18 protein-coding genes and 1 pseudogene are annotated in these 21241 nt (G+C 42.7%); all 19 read left to right on the top strand.

Annotated elements, in window-relative coordinates; all coding sequences use genetic code 11:
• The first annotated feature begins 183 nt into the window (after positions 1-183).
• The 19 genes and pseudogenes from ACO05P_RS16410 (at position 184) to ACO05P_RS16320 (ending at position 21161) form a co-directional block, all read left to right on the top strand.
• Positions 184-525, top strand: a complete 342-nt coding sequence (locus ACO05P_RS16410) for a helix-turn-helix domain-containing protein (RefSeq protein ID WP_210757732.1) — start codon at positions 184-186, stop codon at positions 523-525.
• Positions 522-3554 carry an Eco57I restriction-modification methylase domain-containing protein gene (locus tag ACO05P_RS16405; RefSeq protein WP_210757731.1) on the top strand — a complete coding sequence of 1011 codons (3033 nt, stop codon included), beginning with the start codon at positions 522-524 and terminating at the stop codon, positions 3552-3554. Before ACO05P_RS16410 ends, ACO05P_RS16405 begins: the two co-directional genes overlap by 4 nt.
• Positions 3554-5200 carry an N-6 DNA methylase gene (locus tag ACO05P_RS16400; RefSeq protein WP_210757730.1) on the top strand — a complete coding sequence of 549 codons (1647 nt, stop codon included), beginning with the start codon at positions 3554-3556 and terminating at the stop codon, positions 5198-5200. The genes ACO05P_RS16405 and ACO05P_RS16400 overlap by 1 nt, the downstream gene beginning before the upstream one ends.
• An 87-nt stretch (positions 5201-5287) precedes the next feature.
• On the top strand, positions 5288-6070 hold the full coding sequence (locus ACO05P_RS16395) for a Cthe_2314 family HEPN domain-containing protein (RefSeq protein WP_421752527.1): 783 nt from the start codon (positions 5288-5290) through the stop codon (positions 6068-6070).
• A gap of 55 nt (positions 6071-6125) precedes the next feature.
• A complete protein-coding gene (locus tag ACO05P_RS16390) occupies positions 6126-6518 on the top strand; it encodes a hypothetical protein (RefSeq protein ID WP_210757727.1) in 393 nt (130 codons plus the stop codon).
• Positions 6519-6581: 63 nt separating this feature from the next.
• Entirely contained in the window at positions 6582-6905 is a 324-nt protein-coding gene (locus ACO05P_RS16385; protein ID WP_394349547.1) for a DUF6660 family protein, read from the top strand.
• Between the two features lie 308 nt (positions 6906-7213).
• A complete protein-coding gene (locus tag ACO05P_RS16380; protein ID WP_151693692.1) occupies positions 7214-11626 on the top strand; it encodes a CusA/CzcA family heavy metal efflux RND transporter in 4413 nt (1470 codons plus the stop codon).
• A 27-nt stretch (positions 11627-11653) separates the two neighbouring features.
• Complete coding sequence (locus tag ACO05P_RS16375; protein WP_210757726.1) at positions 11654-12925, top strand: efflux RND transporter periplasmic adaptor subunit; 1272 nt, start codon at positions 11654-11656, stop codon at positions 12923-12925.
• Between the two features lie 27 nt (positions 12926-12952).
• A complete protein-coding gene (locus ACO05P_RS16370; RefSeq protein ID WP_157998111.1) occupies positions 12953-13114 on the top strand; it encodes a hypothetical protein in 162 nt (53 codons plus the stop codon).
• Positions 13115-13207: 93 nt separating this feature from the next.
• The gene (locus ACO05P_RS16365; RefSeq protein ID WP_010528133.1) at positions 13208-13543 is read left to right on the top strand and encodes a P-II family nitrogen regulator; all 336 of its coding nucleotides are present in this window, start codon (positions 13208-13210) and stop codon (positions 13541-13543) included.
• 135 nt (positions 13544-13678) lie between these two features.
• Positions 13679-14023 carry an STAS/SEC14 domain-containing protein gene (locus ACO05P_RS16360; RefSeq protein ID WP_246452113.1) on the top strand — a complete coding sequence of 115 codons (345 nt, stop codon included), beginning with the start codon at positions 13679-13681 and terminating at the stop codon, positions 14021-14023.
• Positions 14008-15384, top strand: coding sequence for a Na+/H+ antiporter NhaA (nhaA, locus tag ACO05P_RS16355; protein ID WP_151693689.1), 1377 nt, complete (start codon positions 14008-14010; stop codon positions 15382-15384). Before ACO05P_RS16360 ends, nhaA begins: the two co-directional genes overlap by 16 nt.
• Positions 15385-15505: 121 nt before the next feature.
• Positions 15506-18010, top strand: coding sequence for a heavy metal translocating P-type ATPase (locus ACO05P_RS16350; protein ID WP_151693688.1), 2505 nt, complete (start codon positions 15506-15508; stop codon positions 18008-18010).
• A 193-nt stretch (positions 18011-18203) separates the two neighbouring features.
• Complete coding sequence (locus ACO05P_RS16345) at positions 18204-18581, top strand: four helix bundle protein (protein WP_151693687.1); 378 nt, start codon at positions 18204-18206, stop codon at positions 18579-18581.
• Between the two features lie 78 nt (positions 18582-18659).
• Entirely contained in the window at positions 18660-19454 is a 795-nt protein-coding gene (locus ACO05P_RS16340) for a cation diffusion facilitator family transporter (RefSeq protein ID WP_188477385.1), read from the top strand.
• Positions 19455-19461: 7 nt separating this feature from the next.
• Positions 19462-19815 (top strand): STAS/SEC14 domain-containing protein, encoded by a 354-nt coding sequence (locus ACO05P_RS16335; RefSeq protein WP_210757725.1) that lies wholly within the window; start codon positions 19462-19464, stop codon positions 19813-19815.
• Positions 19816-19821: 6 nt separating this feature from the next.
• On the top strand, positions 19822-20445 hold the full coding sequence (locus tag ACO05P_RS16330) for a cation diffusion facilitator family transporter (RefSeq protein WP_210757724.1): 624 nt from the start codon (positions 19822-19824) through the stop codon (positions 20443-20445).
• Between the two features lie 32 nt (positions 20446-20477).
• The gene (locus tag ACO05P_RS16325; RefSeq protein WP_210757723.1) at positions 20478-20843 is read left to right on the top strand and encodes a DUF3703 domain-containing protein; all 366 of its coding nucleotides are present in this window, start codon (positions 20478-20480) and stop codon (positions 20841-20843) included.
• Positions 20843-21161 (top strand): annotated as a pseudogene (locus ACO05P_RS16320) (YnfA family protein). Before ACO05P_RS16325 ends, ACO05P_RS16320 begins: the two are co-directional and overlap by 1 nt.
• The last annotated feature ends 80 nt before the right edge of the window (positions 21162-21241 follow it).

Genomic DNA, 21241 nt, shown 5'->3' with positions numbered 1-21241 from the left:
TTCTTCGCTTTTCCCATTTACTTAAAATGAAACCGAGCAGATACGAGACTCTACCTACCTGGTTTTCGTATTGGTAAGGCAGTTTTACTGAATTTGTTGAACTATTCCTTGAGACTATAATATCAAACGCGTACTTTTGGACAATTAATGTCCTGACACATTTTTCTAGAACTTCAATGTCAGATGACACCTAAAGCATCATTCGGAGAACATATAAGATCCTTAAGGGAGAATCAGAAACTCCCTCTCCGAAAGGTAGCTGCGATACTGGATATTGACCCGTCCACACTTAGCAAGATTGAAAGAGGTGAACGATCTGCTAACAAAGAAATGATCCCTGTTCTGGCAGAGTTATTCAAAGAAGATACAGAAACACTTGGTTTGATTTTGCTGAGTGATAAAGTGGCTTACGATTTAATGCAGGAGGAAAACTCTCATGAAATCCTTAAAGTGGCGGAGGAGAAAATCAAGTATTTAAAAACCAAAAACCATCAGCAAGGTAAATTAGATTTTGACAAGCAATGACCATTCAAGAACTGGTAGAAAAATATCGATCAGACAGAGTGAGTTGCCTTAAAACAGCTTACAATGAAACGCAAGTACGTAATGACTTTATTGATCCGCTTTTGAAGTGTCTTGGATGGGATGTGGACAATTATAAAGGAAAAACGCAATTCTTACGGGATGTTATTCAGGAAGAATATATTGAGGTAGAAGACGAAACAACCAAAAAGAATCCTGATTATACGCTACGCATCAACGGTACCAGAAAACTATTTGTAGAAGTCAAAAAGCCTTCGATTAACATTTTAAAATCTGCCAAAGCTGCTTTTCAAACGAGAAGATATGGCTGGAACGCGAATCTTGGTATTTCGATTCTAACCAATTTTGAACACCTCATTACCTATGATTGTAGGTTCAAACCAGATGTTTCGGAAAATGAACAGGTAGCCCGAGTTAGAATTTTCAATTTTGAAGAATACGTTGAAGCCTTTGACGAAATTCAGAAGCTGGTTTCGTTTAATTCAGCAAATTCTGGTCAATTAGACGACCTGTTTTCCATTTATGAGCGAAAAGGACAAACTTTTGATGACTATTTCTTAAAACAAATAGAAGATTGGCGGCAAAAATTGGCCATTACTGCTATAGAGAAAAATGAGAGCCTGGATGATGAAGACATTAACTTCTTGATTCAACGGCTGCTTAACCGTATTATCTTTCTAAGAATTTGTGAAGACCGAACGATTGAAAAGTTTGAAACGCTGAAAAATATCAAAAGCTATGATGAACTAAAGAATCTTTTTAAACAGTCGGACAAAAAATTCAATTCTGGCCTGTTCGATTTTATTGAAGATACTCTTTCGCTTAAAATTGACATTGACTCTGAAGTACTAATCGAAATTTTTAATGAACTCTATTACCCATTAAGCCCGTACGACTTTTCAGTTGTTGACCCGACAATATTAAGCCAGATCTACGAAAGGTTTTTGGGAAGCCGTATTGTTCTCGAAGATGGAAGACAACTTTCTATTCTGGAAGAACCGGAAGTTTCTGCATCTAATGGTGTTGTTCCGACCCCTAAACTCATTGTAGAGCAAATCATAAAAGACGCCTTGTCCCCATTGATGACTGGGAAAACCTTTGATGAGATTAGCACAATTAAAATTGCAGATATATGCTGTGGTTCAGGAACCTTTCTTATTTCTGCTTATGACTTCATGCAGCAAAAGGTTCTGGAAAAACTGATTGAAGAAAATGCGAGTAGTAATGAGTTGGTTTACCAACTGGATGAAACCACATCTGCACTTACTCTTAAAGCTAAGCGAAATATTCTTGAGCAGAATATTTATGGTGTTGATATAAATCCTTATGCCACTGAAGTATCTGAATTCAGTTTGCTTCTGAAGCTTCTGGAGGGAGAAGATAAAGCTTCGGTTGACAACTTCATTAATCAACATACAGAAAAAGTCCTGCCAAATCTCAAAGGAAATATTAAATGTGGGAATTCACTGGTTGATTCCAAGTTCTTTGAGTTTATGCCAGATGCGCTGGAAAACAACCAACTGCTGCATAATGTCAAACCATTTGATTGGGAAATAGAATTTCCTTTTTTGAAGGAAACAAAGGGTTTTGATGCAATTATTGGTAACCCTCCTTATGTACGCATACAAAATCTCGTAAAATATGCTCCTGAGGAAATAAAGTTCTACCAATCAAGTACCTCTGGATACAGTGTTGCCAAGAAGGAGACTATAGATAAATATTATGTCTTTATTCAGCGAGCCATTGCTCTGTTAAATACAAATGGGTTGCTTGGCTACATTGTGCCGCATAAATTTTTTCTTATCAAAGGTGGCAAAGGATTACGGGAGTTTATAACAACGAACAGTCAAATTTCAAAAATCACGCACTTTGGAGTTGCACAGGTATTTCCGGATCGTTCGACATACACGGCTATCTTAATCCTTCAAAAAGCTAAAAAGACAGACTTCCAATTTAAGCGAGTTAGAAAAATCACACCTGAATTGCTCGAGAAACAAGATGCCTTTGTTTCGTACCGAACAGATGCTTTCAATACTGATCCATGGATATTTCTTTCACCGGACACGGAAAAAGTCTTTAACAAACTTCGTTCTGAGCAGTCCGTTCCGTTAAAAGAGTTGGCAGAAATATGTGTGGGTTTACAAACCAGTGCTGATAAGATTTACATTTTTGAGCCGGAAAGCGAAACATCAAATACATATAGCTTTACCAAGAGTGGGAGACAATGGGAAGTTGAAAAAAACATCTGCCTCCCGGCTATTTACGACTTGTCATTTGGCTTATTCGATACCATAGCAGCCAATGCCCGGATTATATTTCCTTATTCAGTTGAAAATGATGGAGCCCATTTATTCAGTGAAAAGTATTTTGAAAGCAACTTTCCGCTTGCCTGGTCTTATTTACAGGAGCATAAGCCGCAATTGGAGAAAAGGAGCTTGCAAGGGAACAACCCCAAATGGTATCAATTTGGACGTTCTCAAAGCCTGACAAGATTTCACAACACGCCAAAACTTGTTTGGTCTGTTTTAGCAACCAGCCCTCCCTATGCTCTTGACAATAATGATCTTCAATTCACTGGTGGAGGTAACGGTCCGTACTACGCATTAACTAACCGATCTGACTATTCACTACTGTACTTCCTAGGTATTTTATCACATCCTCTTTTTGAAAATATGGTAAAGGCAGGAGCAAGTGAGTTTAGAGGTGCTTATTATTCTCACGGCAAGCAGTTTATTGAAAATATTCCTATTCGACAGATTGATCTCAACAATACTTCCGAAAAAGAAAAATATAACACCATTATTAAACTGGTAAAATCCCTGATCAAAACGAGGGCACAATTAAAAAGTGCGGCTTACGGATCCAAAAGAACGGTACTCCAAAGAAAAGCTGACACGCTCTTTGATCAATTAATTCGAAACATCAACCTTTTATATGAGATCAGTGAGGAGGAATTTAGTCTGGTTAAGTACGATGATATGTTCACCACAGAATTAGCCATAGAGGAATAATGGGACAGATAAAAAAAAACATAAGCGCTCAAAAATTAAGAGGTGGTTACTATACGCCTCAGGCTATTGCTGATTTTTTATGCCAATGGAGCATTGACAAAAAAACTGAGCGGATTTTAGAACCGAGTTGTGGTGATGGAAATTTTATTGAATCGGCCATACTTCGATTCAAAGAACTGGGGATTGAAGGAGAAGACTTAAAAGGCCGAATCAAAGGGATAGAATTGCTGAAAGAAGAATCACTAAAGGCCAAAGCCAGAGCTGCCAATTTGGGTCTGAATTCCAATACCATCGTTAATCATGATTTTTTTCATTATATCAGCAGCAATGTAGTTGAAAAGTATGATGTGGTTATCGGCAATCCTCCTTTCATCCGCTATCAAAGCTTTCCCGAAGAGCACAGGAAACTGGCTATTGGAATGATGCAGGATCTTGGATTGAGCCCCAATAAACTCACAAATATCTGGGTTCCCTTTTTAGTCGTTTCCGCTTCCTTACTGAAAGATGATGGCAGAATAGCTATGGTAGTTCCTGCCGAATTGTTCCAGGTGAAATATGCAGCGGAAACAAGGGTTTTTCTTTCTAAGTTTTTTGAACGTATTACAATTATCACTTTCAAGAAATTGGTCTTTGCCAGTATTCAACAAGAAGTTGTATTACTACTTTGCGAAAAGAAAGTATATCATGGAAAAGGGGTTAGAGTAATCGAATGTGAAAACCTGGACGAATTGAAGTCAATCAATTTCAAGGCGATTAACGGCTCCAATGTCAAGCCTATAGATCATACCACTGAAAAATGGACAAAGTACTTTCTCAATGAGGGTGAAATCAATCTTTTAAGAGGATTGCGGAAAGATAAACGAGTTACTACCTGTGGAGACATCATGGAGGTAGACGTTGGTTTGGTCACTGGTAGAAATGAGTTCTTTATGATGAACGAGGAACAAGTGAAAGCATGGAAATTGAAAAAATACACCATTCCCGTAGCCAGTAAATCCAACCAATTGAAGGGTATTACATTTTCTGAAACAGATTTTTCTAATAACTCAAAAGCTCAAAATGCCATCCATTTGTTCATTCCACCCAATGAGGATTTTGAGAAGCTACCGAAGGTCTGTCAAAACTATATTGAGTATGGTGAGCAACAAGGATTTCATACTGGCTACAAAACCCGGATAAGAAGAAGGTGGTACATCACTCCATCATTATGGGTACCGGATGCTTTTGCGTTGCGACAAGTAGGCGATTACCCTAAACTCATTTTGAATGAAACAGGTGCTTCTTCTACAGATACTATTCACAGGGTTAGGTTTAAAGAAGGAGTAAATAGAAGTATGGCCGCCATTTCATTTTTGAACTCCCTTTCCTTTGCCTTTTCAGAGATAACAGGGAGAAGCTATGGAGGTGGCGTAATGACCTTTGAGCCCACAGAAATTGAAGAGATACAAATCCCTGTGTTGGCTGATTTAGATATTGATTTTGATCAGGTTGATTCTCTGATTCGTCAGCGAAAAATTGAAGAGGCACTGGATATAATGGATGAGGCTTTCTTGATCAAACATCACGGATTCAAAAAATCTGAGGTAGATGATTTGAGAGCAGTATGGAAGAAGTTGTCACAACGGAGGAATAATAGAAAGAGGTGACATTATGGTTGGGTTGACAGAGGAGGAGAAGAAAATTGTGGAGGCAGGTTAATTGTGTCATAAAAGTTTGATAAAGAAACGCCCAGGATGAAAGGATCTACGAGACAAATTGATAACGAAGCTATCTGGGCAGAGGTGGCCGAAAAGTTTCTTAATGAATGTAAAGCTGCTGTTGATAGGGTAAAGAGAGACCCCAAATTTGATAGGACAGATAGTAACTATCATCTATTAAGTATGCTTGATCGCTATACACTGGAAACCCAAAATTACTGGAGCCGCCTTAGTGGCTTGCTTAGTGATGTACAGAAGGTGGAAGTAATGATTAGAAGATTTCCGGATTCTAAGTATTTACTAAAGAACGGTGTTGACCAGATTGATTACATTAAGTATCATATGGAGGTACTTTACCATAAGCTAAGTTCCATTTTGGATGTTATGAGATTGATGGTAGCTCACGTTTATCAACTTAATTTGTCTCCTGAAAATTGCAGCTATAAGAATGTAAAGAAGCATCTTCCGGAAACCGACAATTTTGTAATTCGGCTACTTGATAACTATAACGATTCTTTTGAAAATATGATCAAAGCACGTCATTTAAATACTCATCGTGCATTATACAAGGATAGTAGAGCCGATGAGATTGGCTTATTTTTAAAGATTTCAAGGGAAGCTCAAAGATTAGGGATAAAATTTCCAGAAGATCGCAATTCAAGAATAGAAAAAGTGCTTTTACCCTATCAGCTTAAAGCTTTACGAAAGGACAAACTGAAAATGATACGAGATTGCTACAAAGTTGCTGAGAACTATATTGAATACTTCATGCTGACTGCCTTGTCTGAGTGGCAAAAGCGGTGGATGATAAGGAAATAAATCAGATGGCTTATGGCTTGAACATGGATTAAGCTACGTAGACCGCGAATGGACATTGGAAGGAGTTAAAAAACGGAAAGGCACAGCTGCTTCCAAAGAAATTATAGTAGAGGATGAAGAGGGGATAGTCCGCAAAGTAAAGGCCCCTCATGAAGCCGAAGGCTTAGAATTGATGGAGTTAACAGAAGAATTAGAGCGGCTCCTTATTTTTGAAAGCTTTATCAGCTTTGCCAAGAGCAAGGATCATAAGTTGATCTCAGCCGTTTACAAATACCGGGAATACCTCATTGAAAGAAGGTTGGAATTGTCCGATACAGAGGCTTCCTATTGTCACAAACGCTTAGCCACCTTAGGCAACCCGGTCAAGAAAGGATTTTGGTATCACTTGAGAAAGGATATTCGCGAAGAAATAAAAGCGTCTCTAAAAGTTGAAGAAACCTCATTCTGAGACCTTCGGGCCTCCAGCAGCTACTTTTTGAAATCTCAAGACCTTTCCTTATTTTTGCCGACTGTGAAATGGCTATGCTACATATTGGCAGTTTATTTTCTGGGTCTTTCGTTCATAACCTGCGCGGATGATCTTAGCAATAATTCCTCTACTGAAAATCAGCAGGTTGTGATGAGCAGTGATTCCCATTCCGGGCACGATAACGGGTCATCTTCCAATGACTTATGTAATCCAATATGCTCCTGCCATTGTTGCCATATCCATGTTATCTTCCCCAATGCAATGAGCGAAGCCAATCCACTTGGCAATCCATCGCATTACCCTTTTTATCATCAAAATTTCAAAAGCCTCGACCTCTTCGAGCTTTTTATTCCTCCAAGGGCCTAAACCCGGGCAATTTCAGGATAGTTATGCCTTTTCATCTCCTCAGAGGAGCTGATAGAGCAGCTATTTCAATAATCCTGATTTCATAAGCCTTTTTTGTATCAGGCCGGAAAACGGCATTATCTGTAGCAAGAATTTTTAATTCAAGAAAAGGGCAGTTGAGTAAAAAGAAAAAAGGCAGCGAGAAAGTTACCTGGCAAAAAGTGCTAAAGTGGTTCTTAATTGCCATTGCTTGTATAATCCTGCTCTTAGCCACTATCGAACGGATACATCATTACTTCACTGTCCATTTAAAATAACATCAAAGCATTATGATAGACAAAATCATTTCCTTTTCCATAAGGAATAAATTTATTGTGGGCCTGCTCACGCTGGCCCTCATAGGAGTAGGTATCTACTCCATGTCCACGGTTAACCTCGGTTCGGTGCCGGATATCACCAACAACCAAGTACAGGTAATGACCGTATCAGAAAACCTGGCTACCGAAGATATCGAGCAGTTTGTCACTTATCCTGTGGAGTTGGCCATGGGAAATCTTCCCGGAGTGGAAGAAATCCGTTCCGTTTCAAGGTTTGGCCTGTCGGTCGTCACCATCGTTTTTGAAGACGATATGGGCACCTACCTGCCCCGCCAATTGGTACAGGAAAAACTGAATGAATTACAGGAGACCATCCCTGAAAAGTTTGGCGACCCAACTATGGGCCCTATTTCTACAGGCTTGGGCCAGATCTATGAATATACCATCCAACCGAAACCGGGTTATGACACAGTCTACAGCCCGATGGAACTGCGAACCATTCAGGATTGGATCGTAAAAAGACAACTCACCTTGCTTGATGGTGTGGTGGAGGTCAACTCATTTGGTGGTTACATCAAACAATACGAAGTGGCTATTAATCCTGAAAAGCTCAACGCCATGGATGTGAGCATTTCAGAGGTTTACGGTGCCCTTGCCCGAAATAACGTAAATACTGGCGGTGCTTACATCGAAAAAAACCGGATGTCCAATTTCATTCGCGGGGAAGGACTGGTGCGCTCTCTGGACGACATACGGAGTATTGTAATCCGAAACGAAAATGGTATTCCCATCACCATTGATGACGTGGCCGAGAAAGTTCATTTTGGCCACCAGGTGCGCTACGGGGCTTTCACCCGTGATGGTAAAGAAGCCGTAGGAGGCATAATAATGATGCTGAGAGGATCCAACCCTAATGCCGTTATCCAAAACGTGAAAGAGCGCATGGAGGAAGTAGAAAAATCGCTTCCCGAAGGGCTCACGATTGATGCTTTTATCGACCGTAGCGCACTTATAGGGAGAACCACTGATACGGTAAAGAACAACCTGATTGAAGGCGCACTGATCGTAATCTTCGCCTTGGTAATCCTCCTGGGAAGTTTGCGCGGGGGTCTCATTACGGCCACTACCATTCCGCTTTCTCTGCTCTTTGCCTTCATTTTGATGAAGCAGTTTAACGTTTGGGCCAACCTGATGAGCCTGGGCGCTATTGACTTCGGGATTATCATTGATGGGGCAGTGATTATCATTGAAGGAACAGTTTACGAAATCCAGAAACGTATTCGGTCAGGGAAAATCAAGTTCAACCAGAGTGTAATGGATGAGGTAGCTTATGAGTCCGGCAGCACAATGATGGGTTCAGCCTTTTTCGGACAGATTATCATCCTGATTGTATTTGCCCCTATTCTTTTCCTCACAGGTGTGGAAGGTAAAATGTTCCAGCCCATGGCCTATACCTTTGGATTTGCCATGATAGGTGCTATAGTCTTGTGCCTCACTTACGTTCCCATGATGTCTGCCCTTTTCATGAAACCCATCCAAAACAGAAAGAACTGGTTTGGGCGATTTGAACGCTGGCTGGAAAAAATCAGTGATAAAGTCATTGGTGGCATTCATTGGGCCTATCTGCCCTTACTCAAAAGTGCACTCCGGTTTAAAACAATGGTAATTATCGTTGCTGTTGTTCTGCTCGGCATAGCAGGCTATACCTTTTCCCGAATGGGAGGAGAATTTGTGCCCCAACTGGATGAAGGTGATATCGCCATGCAGGCATTGATAAGGCCAGGAAGTTCGCTCAGTGAATCTACAGAATTATCCTATAAAATTGAAAACCTCTTACTGGAGAATTTCCCGGAAATCAAAACCGTAACAGCTCGCATAGGTGTGGCCGACATTCCTACCGACCCTATGCCAATGGATATTGCCGATATGTACCTCATTCTGGAAAAAGACCGGGATAAGTGGACTACGGCAGAAACGAAGGAAGGGCTTATTGACGAAATCAAGGAACTGCTTGAAGAGCGGTTGACTGGTGTCAACCTTGTGTTCACACAACCTGTGGAACTTCGATTCAATGAACTTTTGGAGGGAGTGCGCGAAGACATTGCTGTCAAGCTCTATGGTGAAGACCTGGATGTATTGGCTACCAAAGTTCAGGAAATGGCCGATATTATTGAGACCGTGCCGGGTGCAGGTGATGTGAATGCCGAACGAACTTCGGGTTTGCCTCAAATGACCGTGCGCTATAACCGCAAGAAAATGGCACAATACGGGTTGGACATTGAAAAGGTGAACGCCTACATCAGTTCTGCTTTTGCAGGTGGAAAGGCAGGGGTGATTTTTGAAGGCGAAAAACGCTTTGATCTGGTCATCCGTTTTGATGAGGCCCACCGCCAAGGTATAGACGATCTGCGCACCCTGTATATCGACCTTGAGAACGGAACACAAATTCCCATCAAAGAAATAGCTGACATAAGTTACCAACCAGGCCCGATGCAGATTAGCCGCGACAATACCTACCGTAGGACTTACGTAGGTGTAAACGTGCGAGGCAGGGATGTGGAGTCGGTAGTAAATGACATACAGGCTAAATTGGATGATCAATTGGATTTACCATCTGGCTATTATATTACGTATGGTGGCGAATTTGAGAATTTACAGAGTGCCAAAAAACGGCTCACTATTGTAGTGCCCATTGCACTCTTTTTGATTTTCGTGCTGCTCTATTTTGCACTAAAGTCATTTTCGCAATCCATTATGATCTACATGGCCATTCCCCTGGCAGCCATAGGGGGCGTTTTTGCCTTGTGGATGAGAGATATGCCATTTAGTATTTCAGCCGGTGTTGGATTTATCGTGCTGTTTGGTGTAGCTGTATTGAATGGTTTGGTTCTGATCAACCGCTTCAATTCCCTCAAAGAAGAAGGGGTGACCAGCTTAAAGGATCGAATTTTGACCGGTACCAAAGAAAGGATTCGCCCCATCATGCTTACTGCAACCACGGATATATTCGGTTTCCTGCCTATGGCTTTCTCGGCATCTGCCGGAGCGGAAGTGCAACGGCCTTTGGCCACCGTAGTAATTGGTGGAATGCTGTCGGCTACACTTCTTACGCTGGTTGTACTGCCTGTACTCTATACCTTCGTTGAGAAACGCAGGGAAAAGAAAATCGGAAACCAGGGGCATAAAACAGCTCTGAACACCATCGTTCTACTCATTGGTTTAGGTAGTTTTCTTGGCTTTTCCCAATCTGCACACGCACAGGGAATAAACCCGGATACCTTGCAAAGCATTTCCCTTGAAGGTGCCCAAAATCGGGCTGTTGAGTATTTCCCGCAAGTGAAGGCCAAAAGGCTGCAAATAGAAAGTGAGGAAGCCTTGAAGAAAACCGCATGGGATTTTGGGAACACCCAAATTTTCACGGGAGCGGAAGAAGCAAGCAGCAATACTGATGGAGTTTATACGCGGATAGGGGTTCAACAACAAAATATTGATGTTTTTGGAATTGCTCCACGACTGCGCTTGCAAAAGGAACGGGTCGCCCTTGCCGAAAGCGCTCTCGACCTGTCATTAACAGAGCTTAAACGAGAAGTGAAGTTGGCCTGGGGCCAGGTTTACACCGCTAAAAACACCTACCAGGTGTACAACCGTTTGGATTCGCTCTTTACCGATATAGAACGAGCGGCAGATGTGAGGTTGGAAGTAGAAGAAACTTCTAAACTGGCCTATTTGGCCACTAAAAACCAGGCCAATGAAGTGCGCATCCAAAAGGAACAGGCCTATCGCGATTACCTGGGCGCTTTGCAGCGGCTCAACTTATGGCTGGTCAGCGATACCCTTTATACAGTACCGGATGTGCCCAGTGAGCAATTGACCGGGATCCTTAATTATGACTTGGATTCCCTAAGTACTCACCCTTTGCTTAATGTGTATCAACAGCAAATAAAAGTGGCCGATGCTCGAATAAAGGAAAGAAGATCGGAGTTTTTGCCCAAGTTACAAGGACAGTATGGCTGGCAAGAAGTTGGGGGGCAAACCGGGTTTTACACCTACCAAATAGGCATACAAATCCCCTTGTTTTTTGGGCCCGAGCTGGGCCGTACGCAAGAGGCTAAAATCCAGCGCGAAATTGCCACGGAAAATCTCAGGCAAAATCAGCTACAACTCAATGCCGAGTACCAATCCATGCGGGAAGAATACCTGAAATGGCGTAACTCATGGATTTACTATCGTGACCAGGCATTGCCGCTGGCACGCGAGCAAAGACAAGGTTCGATAACGGCTTACCGAGAAGGCGCAATAGACTATGTAAGTTTTTTGCAAAACATAAGGGACGCTATCCGCATAGAAGTGGATTCATGGAATGCCCTGGGCAATTACCTGGACAGCCGCTATGAACTCGAATACTATTTACAAACAACAAACTAAAACCGGTAACGGATAAAAATAAACGACATGAAAAATCAGATCATAAAATTATTTGCACTGCTATTTATAGCAGGTTTTGTTTCGGCCTGTGGCAACGAAACCGATGGCGATGGGCATAATCACGAGGAAGGTGAGCAGCACGAATCGCACGAAGGCCACGGTGAAGAAGACGGCCATGAGGGGCATGGCGATGAAGAAGGCGGGCACGAAGGCCACGGGGAAGAAGGCATGGGCGAAGTTCATTTGTCCAACCTGAAATTTAAGAGCCTGGGGATGAAAGTGGACACTATGCCCACTCGCCCCATATCGGGCGTGGTAGAAGCCAATGGCCAGTTGGAAGTGCCACCACAACACGAGGCCACCGTTACAGCGATAGTTGGAGGCAATATCACTTCCATCAAAGTGATAGAAGGGGATAAGGTCAGTAAAGGCCAGGTGCTGGCCTACCTGTCTCACCCTGATCTAACCGAGATTCAAACCAAGTACATCACGGCCTACAACCGCAGTGAATACCTTGAGCAGGAATACAACCGGCAAAAGAAGCTGTACGAAGAAGAAGTAGGTTCCGGCAAAACCTTTCAGGAGACCAAGTCTGACTATCAATCCATGAAAGGAGAAGTAAAGGGCTACGAAGCCCAACTGCGCCAGTTGAACCTGAATGTAGAGAAAATCAGGAATGGCGATGTATATGAGCAGGTGCCTGTGGTAAGCCCCATAGATGGTTATATCGAGAACGTTCTGATTCAGGTAGGTCAGTACATTCAGCCGCAAACGGGAATGTTCACAATTGTCAATACCAAACATATTCATGCTGACCTAATGGTATTCGAAAAAGATGTGTACAAAGTGAAAGAAGGGCAGAAAGTTTCTTTTACTGTGGAGTCCGTGCCCGGTTCCCGCCTTACTGCCAAAATTTATTCGGTGGGTAAACAATTTGAACAAAACCCAAAGGCGGTTCACGTCCACGCAGAAATTGAGCAAAAGAAAGAATTCCTGATCCCAGGGATGTACATCAACGGTAAAATCCACACAGAAAGTGAAGCTGTAAAAGCCCTGCCGGAAAGTGCTATTATCGAGGAAGAAGGCAAACCCTATATCTTCATTGCCGAACAGCACAATGAAGACGGTGAGACGGAATGGGCCTTTAAACCGGTGGAAATACGAACCGGTATTGCCGATGAGGGTTGGGTGGAAATAAACCTGTTGGAACCACTGCCCAAAGGAGCTAAAGTAGCCTGGAACAATGCCTATTACCTGATCTCAGAGATGAAGAAAAGCCAGACATCGCATAGTCATTAATTATCTTAAAATTAAATACATACCATTATGAAGACGAGTTTTTTAAAACTGTGGATTGCTTCTTTCATAATAGCCGGAGGCTTTATGGCTACCGGCTGTAACTCGAAGCAACAGGAAGGCACACACCAGCACGAAAATAGCGAGGAGCATGGGGAGTCAGAAGAAAACCATGAAGGCCACGACCATTGAGAAAGCCTCTTGAAATGAATTTAGCAGCGCATTGGCAGCAGGCCAATACCGGTTTTTTGCCAATGCGCTACAATCAATAAAAATAAAGGAATTATGAAAGAAATAAAAGCATTTATCAAGCCCAAGCGGGCACAGGTAGTCATTGAAGCCTTGAGCGAGGCTGGTTTTCAAAGCATGACTATCTCACAGGCAGAGGGTACAGGAGCCCACAAAGCAAAGGGCGCCTCACCCTCTCTTGATTTTCATGTTACCGATAGCCCGGTGGTAAAGCTGGAGCTGGTCTGCCAGAATGAAGAAATGGATAAAGCGGTACAGTTGATAATTGGCAAGGCCAAAACACCTGAGCCGGGAGATGGGATTATATACGTTTCGGAAATTGAGGATGCGTTTCGGATAAAAACGGGTGAGTCGATCCGAAAACAGGTCTAAAGCGATTTTAAGATGTTAATGCGTCCAGTTGAAATGAAACACCGGTATGTGGAGGAGGGACATGCTGCAAACAACAATGATTTGAACATAAACAGACTTAGAAACCCATGAACAATTAGTAAGATGATGCAGATAATGGAAACAAAAGAGGAAAACTTGATTGCCGCTAAAATCAGCGGTAAAATCTCCAAAAAAGACGTGGAAAGATTCCACCCGCTCATCCACAACACTATTGAAAAAGGCCAAAAGGTAGATTTCTACTTTGAACTGGAAGACTTTGACGGCTACGAGTTGGAAGGTTTATGGGAAGATTTAAAAGTAGATACCACACATCTATCAGATTATGGAAAAATGGCATTTGTTGGAGATAAAAAATGGCAGGAGTGGGCGGCCAAAGCCACTGATTTTTTTACGGATTCAGAAGTCAGATTTTTTCACCTTCAGGAGAAGAAAAAGGCAAAAGAATGGATCAGTCAGTAGAAAATAGTAACTCCCAATTAGCATATATCAGAGAGACTGCCCGTAAGTTTCTGGACAGGGAGACCACCGGAGGATTGCTTCTGATTGGCGCAACCATTATTGCCCTGGTGCTGGGCAATTCCCCTTGGGCAGATGCTTACCACCACTATCTTAAAGATGAATTTCTCTTTGAACTATCCGAACATTTTTCTTTTGGTCTGACCATCAAGGAATGGATCAATGACGGGCTGATGGCCATATTCTTTCTGGTGGCCGGCATGGAACTGAAGCGGGAAATAATGGTGGGCGAATTGTCGTCCTTCAAAAAAGCTTCTATGCCGCTCATGGGAGCAATCGGAGGAATGGTTTTACCCGCACTGATTTTCGTAAGTTTTAACTACGGTACCGAAAATATCAATGGCTGGGGAATCCCTATGGCTACCGATATAGCCTATTCTTTGGGCATCATTGGCCTGTTGGGGAAGCGGGTGCCGGCACAGCTTAAAATCTTTCTGGTGGCGCTGGCCATAGCGGATGATTTGGGGGCAATACTCGTTATTGCACTCTTTTACAGCAATGAGCTTAGTGGGCTGTACTTAAGCGCTGGTGGAGGTGTATTCATCCTATTGTTACTGTTAAACCGTTTTGGGGTAAAAAACCTCTTCTGGTACATTGTGGGAGGAGTCGCTTTATGGTATTGCTTCCTGAATTCAGGCATTCACCCGACCATAGCAGGGGTGCTTTTCGCGGTTACCATACCTATAAAACCCAAATTGGACAGTAAGGTATTAAAGGAGCGTACCGCTCATAATATCAAAGAATTAGAAGAAACAGATATTGAAAACCTTGACCCCATGCAGGATAAGCGTCAAGGACAAATACTGAAAACCATTAAAAAAGACACGGAAAACGCCAGACCACCGTTGCTCCGGTTAGAAAACAGATTAATTGATTTTAATGCCTTTTTCATTATCCCAATTTTTGCCATTGCCAATGCAGGTGTAAAACTGGATGTCGGGTTTATGGAAGTGGTTTCGGGCTCTCTTGGACTTGGTATTTTATTAGGGCTTGCCGTGGGTAAAGTTGCCGGTATTGGATTGTTTGCATTTATAGGTCAGAAAATAGGTATTGCAGAACTGCATCCTTCATTGAAATGGCGGCATATTATTGGTATGGGCATGATAGCCGGTATAGGGTTCACTATGTCACTGTTTATTACCAACCTGGCATTTGACAATCCTGAGATTATCAAGGTATCCAAAATCAGTATTTTAATGGCTTCTCTGATTGCTGCTATAGGTGGTGTCATTACTTTGGTAATCGGCACGAAGCAGAATAACTATAAGGAGACTGAAAGTTATAATCATTCTGAAAATGAATAATCCCGATGTTTTCAATGTCCCACTATACCAATCCATGGAAATACTCCGGTATATTCAACATTTAATTGAATTATAGAGATTAAAATGCAAGAATTTCTAAACAGACTATACAAATTCAATCATGAAAAAACTACAAATAAAAATACCCCTTATACTGCCCGAAGTACCGGACGATAAGGATCGATGTGTGCAAAAACTCATTCAACGTCTTGAAGATAAAGAAGGCCTTGAAAAAGTGCATGTAGCAGACGAAACAGACAATGGCATACCTCAACTTTGTTTTCACTACGACCCGGAGTTGATCTCTATAGACCGTATCCAGTCGCTGGCAGAGCAAACCGGGGCGGAAATCACTCAGAAATTCGGACATAAACTCATAGAAGTAGAAGGCATTCGCCATACCCGCCACGCCCGTCATATTGAGCGTGACCTTCGGGGGATAGCCGGTATTTTGGAGGCCTCCGTATCGGCATCCGGCATGGTGCGGGTAGAGTATGATACGGCCAAGGTGGATGAGGCGGAAATCCTGAAAGCCCTGAGAAAAGAGGGACTTGATATACCCGATACACAGGTGAGTGCCGAACGTTTTCTTGATAAAGTAAAAGAAACAAAAAAAGGCGAAGAGCAAAAAAAAGAAGCTGACAAGGGACATGACCATGAGGAAGGTGAAGATGATAAACATTCGCATGGCGGTATTTTCGGTAAAAATACAGAGTTGATCTTTTCCATTATCTGCGGAGCATTATTAGGTATTGGCTTTGGGCTTACTTATATCGAAGCTGTGCCTTCATGGGTAAGTCTTTCACTTTATATCGGAGCTTATTTCTTTGGAGGCTTTTTTACAGCCAAAGAAGCCATTCAAACAGTGGCCAAAGGCGGCTTTGAAATTGATTTCCTGATGCTGGTAGCAGCCATTGGAGCGGCTATTCTTAGCGAATGGGCGGAAGGCGCCTTATTGTTATTCCTGTTCAGCATGGGCCATGCACTGGAACACTTCGCCATGAACAAAGCTCGTAAGTCCATTGCTGCTTTGGCAGAGCTCGCTCCTAAAACGGCATTGCTTAAGAGAAATGGTAAGACCGAAGAAGTCGGTATTGAGGAATTGAGCATCGGTGACATCATCGTGGTGAAGCCCAATAGCAAAATCTCAGCCGATGGTGTGGTTGTCAGCGGATCAAGTAGCGTGAATCAGGCGCCTATCACCGGGGAAAGTGTGCCGGTAGATAAAGAACCGGTGGATAATCCCGATAAAGACTGGTCACAGGAAGATGATATCAAAGATGAGAACCGTGCATTTTCGGGTACCATAAATGGCAACAATACGCTGGAAATCAAAGTGATTAAAGTAGCAAAGGACTCTACGCTCTCCCGTTTGGTAAAATTGGTGAATGAAGCTCAAACCCAGAAATCACCTACACAACGGCTCACCGACAAATTTGAGAAGTATTTTGTCCCGTCCGTATTGGTACTGGTCGTGTTGCTCAATTTCGCTTTTCTGGTCATAGATGAGCCTTTTAGTGTAAGCTTCTACCGAGCAATGGCCGTATTGGTGGCTGCCAGCCCTTGTGCTTTGGCCATTGCCACCCCAAGTGCAGTGCTAAGTGGAGTAGCCCGGGCAGCCAAAAGCGGAGTGCTTATTAAAGGTGGTCGTCCGCTGGAAGACCTGGGTGTACTCACTGCCCTGGCATTTGATAAAACCGGAACGCTAACAGAAGGTAAACCCAAGCTCACCGAAGTAATTGCTTTAGGTGATGTAAACGAGGACGAGCTGTTGAAAATAGCAGTAGCTGTAGAAAACCTCAGCGACCATCCTCTGGCCAAAGCTGTAGTGCGGGATGGGAAAGAGCGATTAAATGGTGCTGATGTGCTTGAAGCGAAAGATCTGGAAGCGGTGCTTGGTAAAGGGATAAAAGCTTCACTGGGAAATAATAAAGTGTACATCGGCAACCTGGACCTGTTTGAATCCCTGGATGATAATAAGCCAGAGAAGGAAATAGAAGAAAAAGTGAAGTCACTGGAATCGGATGGAAATACCACCATGCTGATCCGTCAGAATGACCACTACATTGGCATTATTGCCCTGATGGATACGCCCAGAAAGGAAGCAAAAAATACCCTGGAGCAGCTCAAAAAGATTGGTATCAAGCGTATGATCATGCTAACGGGTGATAACCAGAAAGTAGCCGATGCAGTAGCCAAAGAGATTGGCCTTACAGATGCCTGGGGCAGTTTGTTACCAGAAGAAAAGGTTGAAGCCATTAAAGAACTTAAGGAGAAAGAATCCAAAGTAGCGATGGTAGGTGATGGCGTGAATGATGCCCCGGCCATGGCAAATAGCACAGTAGGCATTGCCATGGGAGCAGCTGGCAGTGATGTAGCCCTGGAAACAGCTGATATTGCCCTGATGGCTGATAAGCTGGAGACCTTGCCTTTTGCAATCGGTTTAAGTAGGAAGGCCAAAGCTATTATCAAACAAAACCTCTGGGTTAGTTTGGGAATAGTAGCATTGTTAATACCTGCCACGGTTTTCGGCTTTGCTAATATCGGTGTTGCGGTACTCATTCATGAAGGGTCAACTCTGGTAGTGGTGTTTAATGCTTTGAGATTGTTGGCTTATAAGAAATAGAATTTTTAAAAGTTGGCACTGGGCAGTTGGCAAAGAGAAAAAAAACAGTTGGCAAGGAAGCTTAACCGCGACAACTTTTGCCAATTGCTATTTGCCTATTGCCAACTTAAAAAGATGGAAAGAAATAAAACAACTAACAATATGAAAGAGATCAAGACATTTATCAGACCAAAGAAAGTAAAGGCAGGTGGTTATGGCAGGTAGTTTTCGTGATTTGACTGTTTTCAAGAAAGCATTTTCGCTGGCGATGGAGGTGTTTGAGGTTACTAAGAAATTTCCATCCGAAGAGAAGTATGCGCTGACTGATCAATTAAGAAGATCTTCACGATCAGTGTGTCGGGCTATTGGCGAAGGATATAGAAAACGTCAATATCCAAAGCACTTCTCAAGTAAAATGAGTGATGCAGATATGGAAAACTCTGAAACTCAGATTTCTCTTGATTTTGCTTTGGCCTGCCAATATATATCGGAAGGAGAGCGAAATGAACTTGTCGTTAAATCAGAAGAGGTAGGTCGAATGCTCAACCATATGATTGAAAACCCCGAAAAATATAAACCAAGAAATAAATGACGGTACCTTTTGCAAACTGCCAACTGCTTTTGCCAACTATTTTTTGCCAACTAAACTAACGGGTAAATAAAAAAACACTTGAAAAAAAGCACATTCATAATAACAAAAATGGACTGCCCATCAGAGGAGCAGATGATCCGCATGAAGCTGGAGCCTTATAGTGAGGTAAAGCAACTTTCATTTGATATTCCCAATCGTAAACTGGAGGTATATCACACGGAAGAAGTAGACAAGATCCATCAGGCCATTCGTGAACTTAAGCTCAATGACCACTTGGAAAGTACGGAATATGAAGCTGAGTTGCCGTTGGCTACTGACGACTCCCAACAGCGAAAAATACTTTGGTGGGTGCTGGGCATCAATTTCGGCTTCTTTGTGATAGAGCTGACTACTGGATGGATTTCCAACTCTATGGGCCTGATAGCCGACTCATTGGATATGCTGGCAGATTCCATCGTTTATGCACTAAGCCTGTTTGCAGTTGGTGGTGCTGTTTCCAGAAAGAAGAAAGTCGCTAAATTCAGCGGTTATTTTCAAATGGGATTGGCGTTCTTAGGATTCTCAGAAGTTTTGCGCAGATTTTTCAGCGAAAGCGAAACACCGCTGTTTCAATGGATGATAGTTATAGCAATTCTGGCCCTTATCGGCAACTTGGTTTCCCTATGGTTGATCAATAAAGCCAAAAGCGATGAAGCGCACATGCAGGCCAGCGCCATATTCACTTCCAACGACATTATTGTTAATGGCGGAGTGATCCTGGCCGGTGTAATGGTTTATTTTCTAAACAGCAAATGGCCTGACCTGTTAATTGGTGGAATCGTGTTCGCCTTTGTGATGCGGGGCGCTATTCGCATTTTGAAACTTTCTAAATAGTAACGACATGATACAGATAGAAGAAAATATAGACAAAATTTACATGGTTGCTACAGGCAAACTTGATGATACCGATTACGATAAAATGTTACCACTACTGTGGCAGAAAATTGAGCAGCACGAACAAATTAGCTGGTACTTTGAGATGCAGGATTTTGAAGGCTGGTCAGCAAGCGCTCTTTGGCGCGATGCGAAGTTTGATCTTAAAAATAAGGAGCATCTTAAAAAAGTAGCCATTGTTGGCCAAAAGAAGTGGCACGAACTCATGACAGATATCATGAAACCTTTTACCGATGCAGACATCCGGTATTTTGATGAGGAAGAAGCTGAGGAGGCGAGGGAGTGGATTAATAGCAAGTAACTTCTTATGGAAAAGGAAAGAGGAAAATATCTTAGAAAGGCCCGTAAAGTACAGGTTTACAATGTCATTTACGACACCATTGAAGTAGTTGTATCTCTCATTGCAGGTTTCTCTTCCGGCAGTGCAGCTTTGATCGGTTGGGGCCTCGATAGCATAATTGAAGTAGTGTCGGCAAGTACCTTGTGGTGGCGGCTTAATGGTGAAGTGAAAGGCATCAGTGAAAAGCGCGTTCGAAAAAGGGAAAGAGCCACTCTCTATGTTATCGCCATTTCATTTTTACTGGTAAGCGCCTTTATTACCTATGATTCTATTTCAAAGCTGATAGCTCAAAACCCTCCTTCCTGGAGTACAGCCGGAATTGTAATACTCGTGATTTCTCTCGTGGTAAATCCGATCCTGATTTGGTACAAATACCGCTATGGCAAAAAGCTGGACAGCAAGGAGCTAATTGCAGATTCCAAGGATACCTTTGTATGCCTTTATCAGACCATTGCAGTCTTAGGGGGTCTGCTTGCTGTTCGTTATCTGGATTGGTGGTGGGCCGATCCTGTTGCAGCATTTCTGATCGTGCCCTATGCTCTTAAAGAGGGTTGGGAAGCTTTTCAGAACGGAAGAAAGATTGATGTTTAGGTTTGTTCTATGATGTAGCTAAAGCAAACAATATGAAATTCAACACTATTAAGCCTTCCAGGTTGCAGCCATACTTCGAGCAGGAGCTTAGAGTATATCGGGCAGCTCTGGAAAAGGATCAATTTAGAATTGCCTGGAGACATCTTGAAAGGGCACATATAATCGGCCAGTCTTGCCCCTGGGAACACAGCTATTTGCATTGGAAGATGCTTCTCTTTGGTATCAGAATTAAAAGTGCCAAAGAGGTGATCGGTCAAATACCACGGTTACTGGTAGGTGGGGTAAAGTCTTTTGTTGGGAAAATTCCTGTAGGTAATACAGGAGGAGCCAAGGTTCCACCTCTAAAATCAATGGAAATACCTCCGGATATTCAACAATTAATTAACAGTGTGAAATGATTACTATCCTTAAATCAATGGTTCTGTTTGTATTAGCCGGCTTATTCGAAATCGGAGGCGGTTATATGGTTTGGCTCAGCTTAAGGGAAGGTAGGCCCTGGTGGATTGGCGTTTTGGGTGGTCTATGGAGTGGTGGCCACCTTTCAACCGGCAAATTTTGGCCGGGTGTATGCAGCCTATGGCGGCATTTTCATTGTGATGGCTATTATCTGGGGCTGGAAGGTGGATGGAGTTGTGCCGGATAAGTATGACCTTATCGGTGGCACTGTTGCATTGCTTGGTGTACTGATTATTATGTATGCTCCAAGATCAACGTAGTTCAAGCTAGGGCGAAAGAAGGATGACTTACTAGTGTCGTAATGAAGTGTGGGACATAGTTTGATCACCAAAGATGATAT

Source organism: Croceimicrobium sp. (genome assembly GCF_965228705.1).
GTDB lineage: Bacteria > Bacteroidota > Bacteroidia > Flavobacteriales > Schleiferiaceae > Croceimicrobium.
This window is presented reverse-complemented; position numbering and strand designations above follow the sequence as displayed.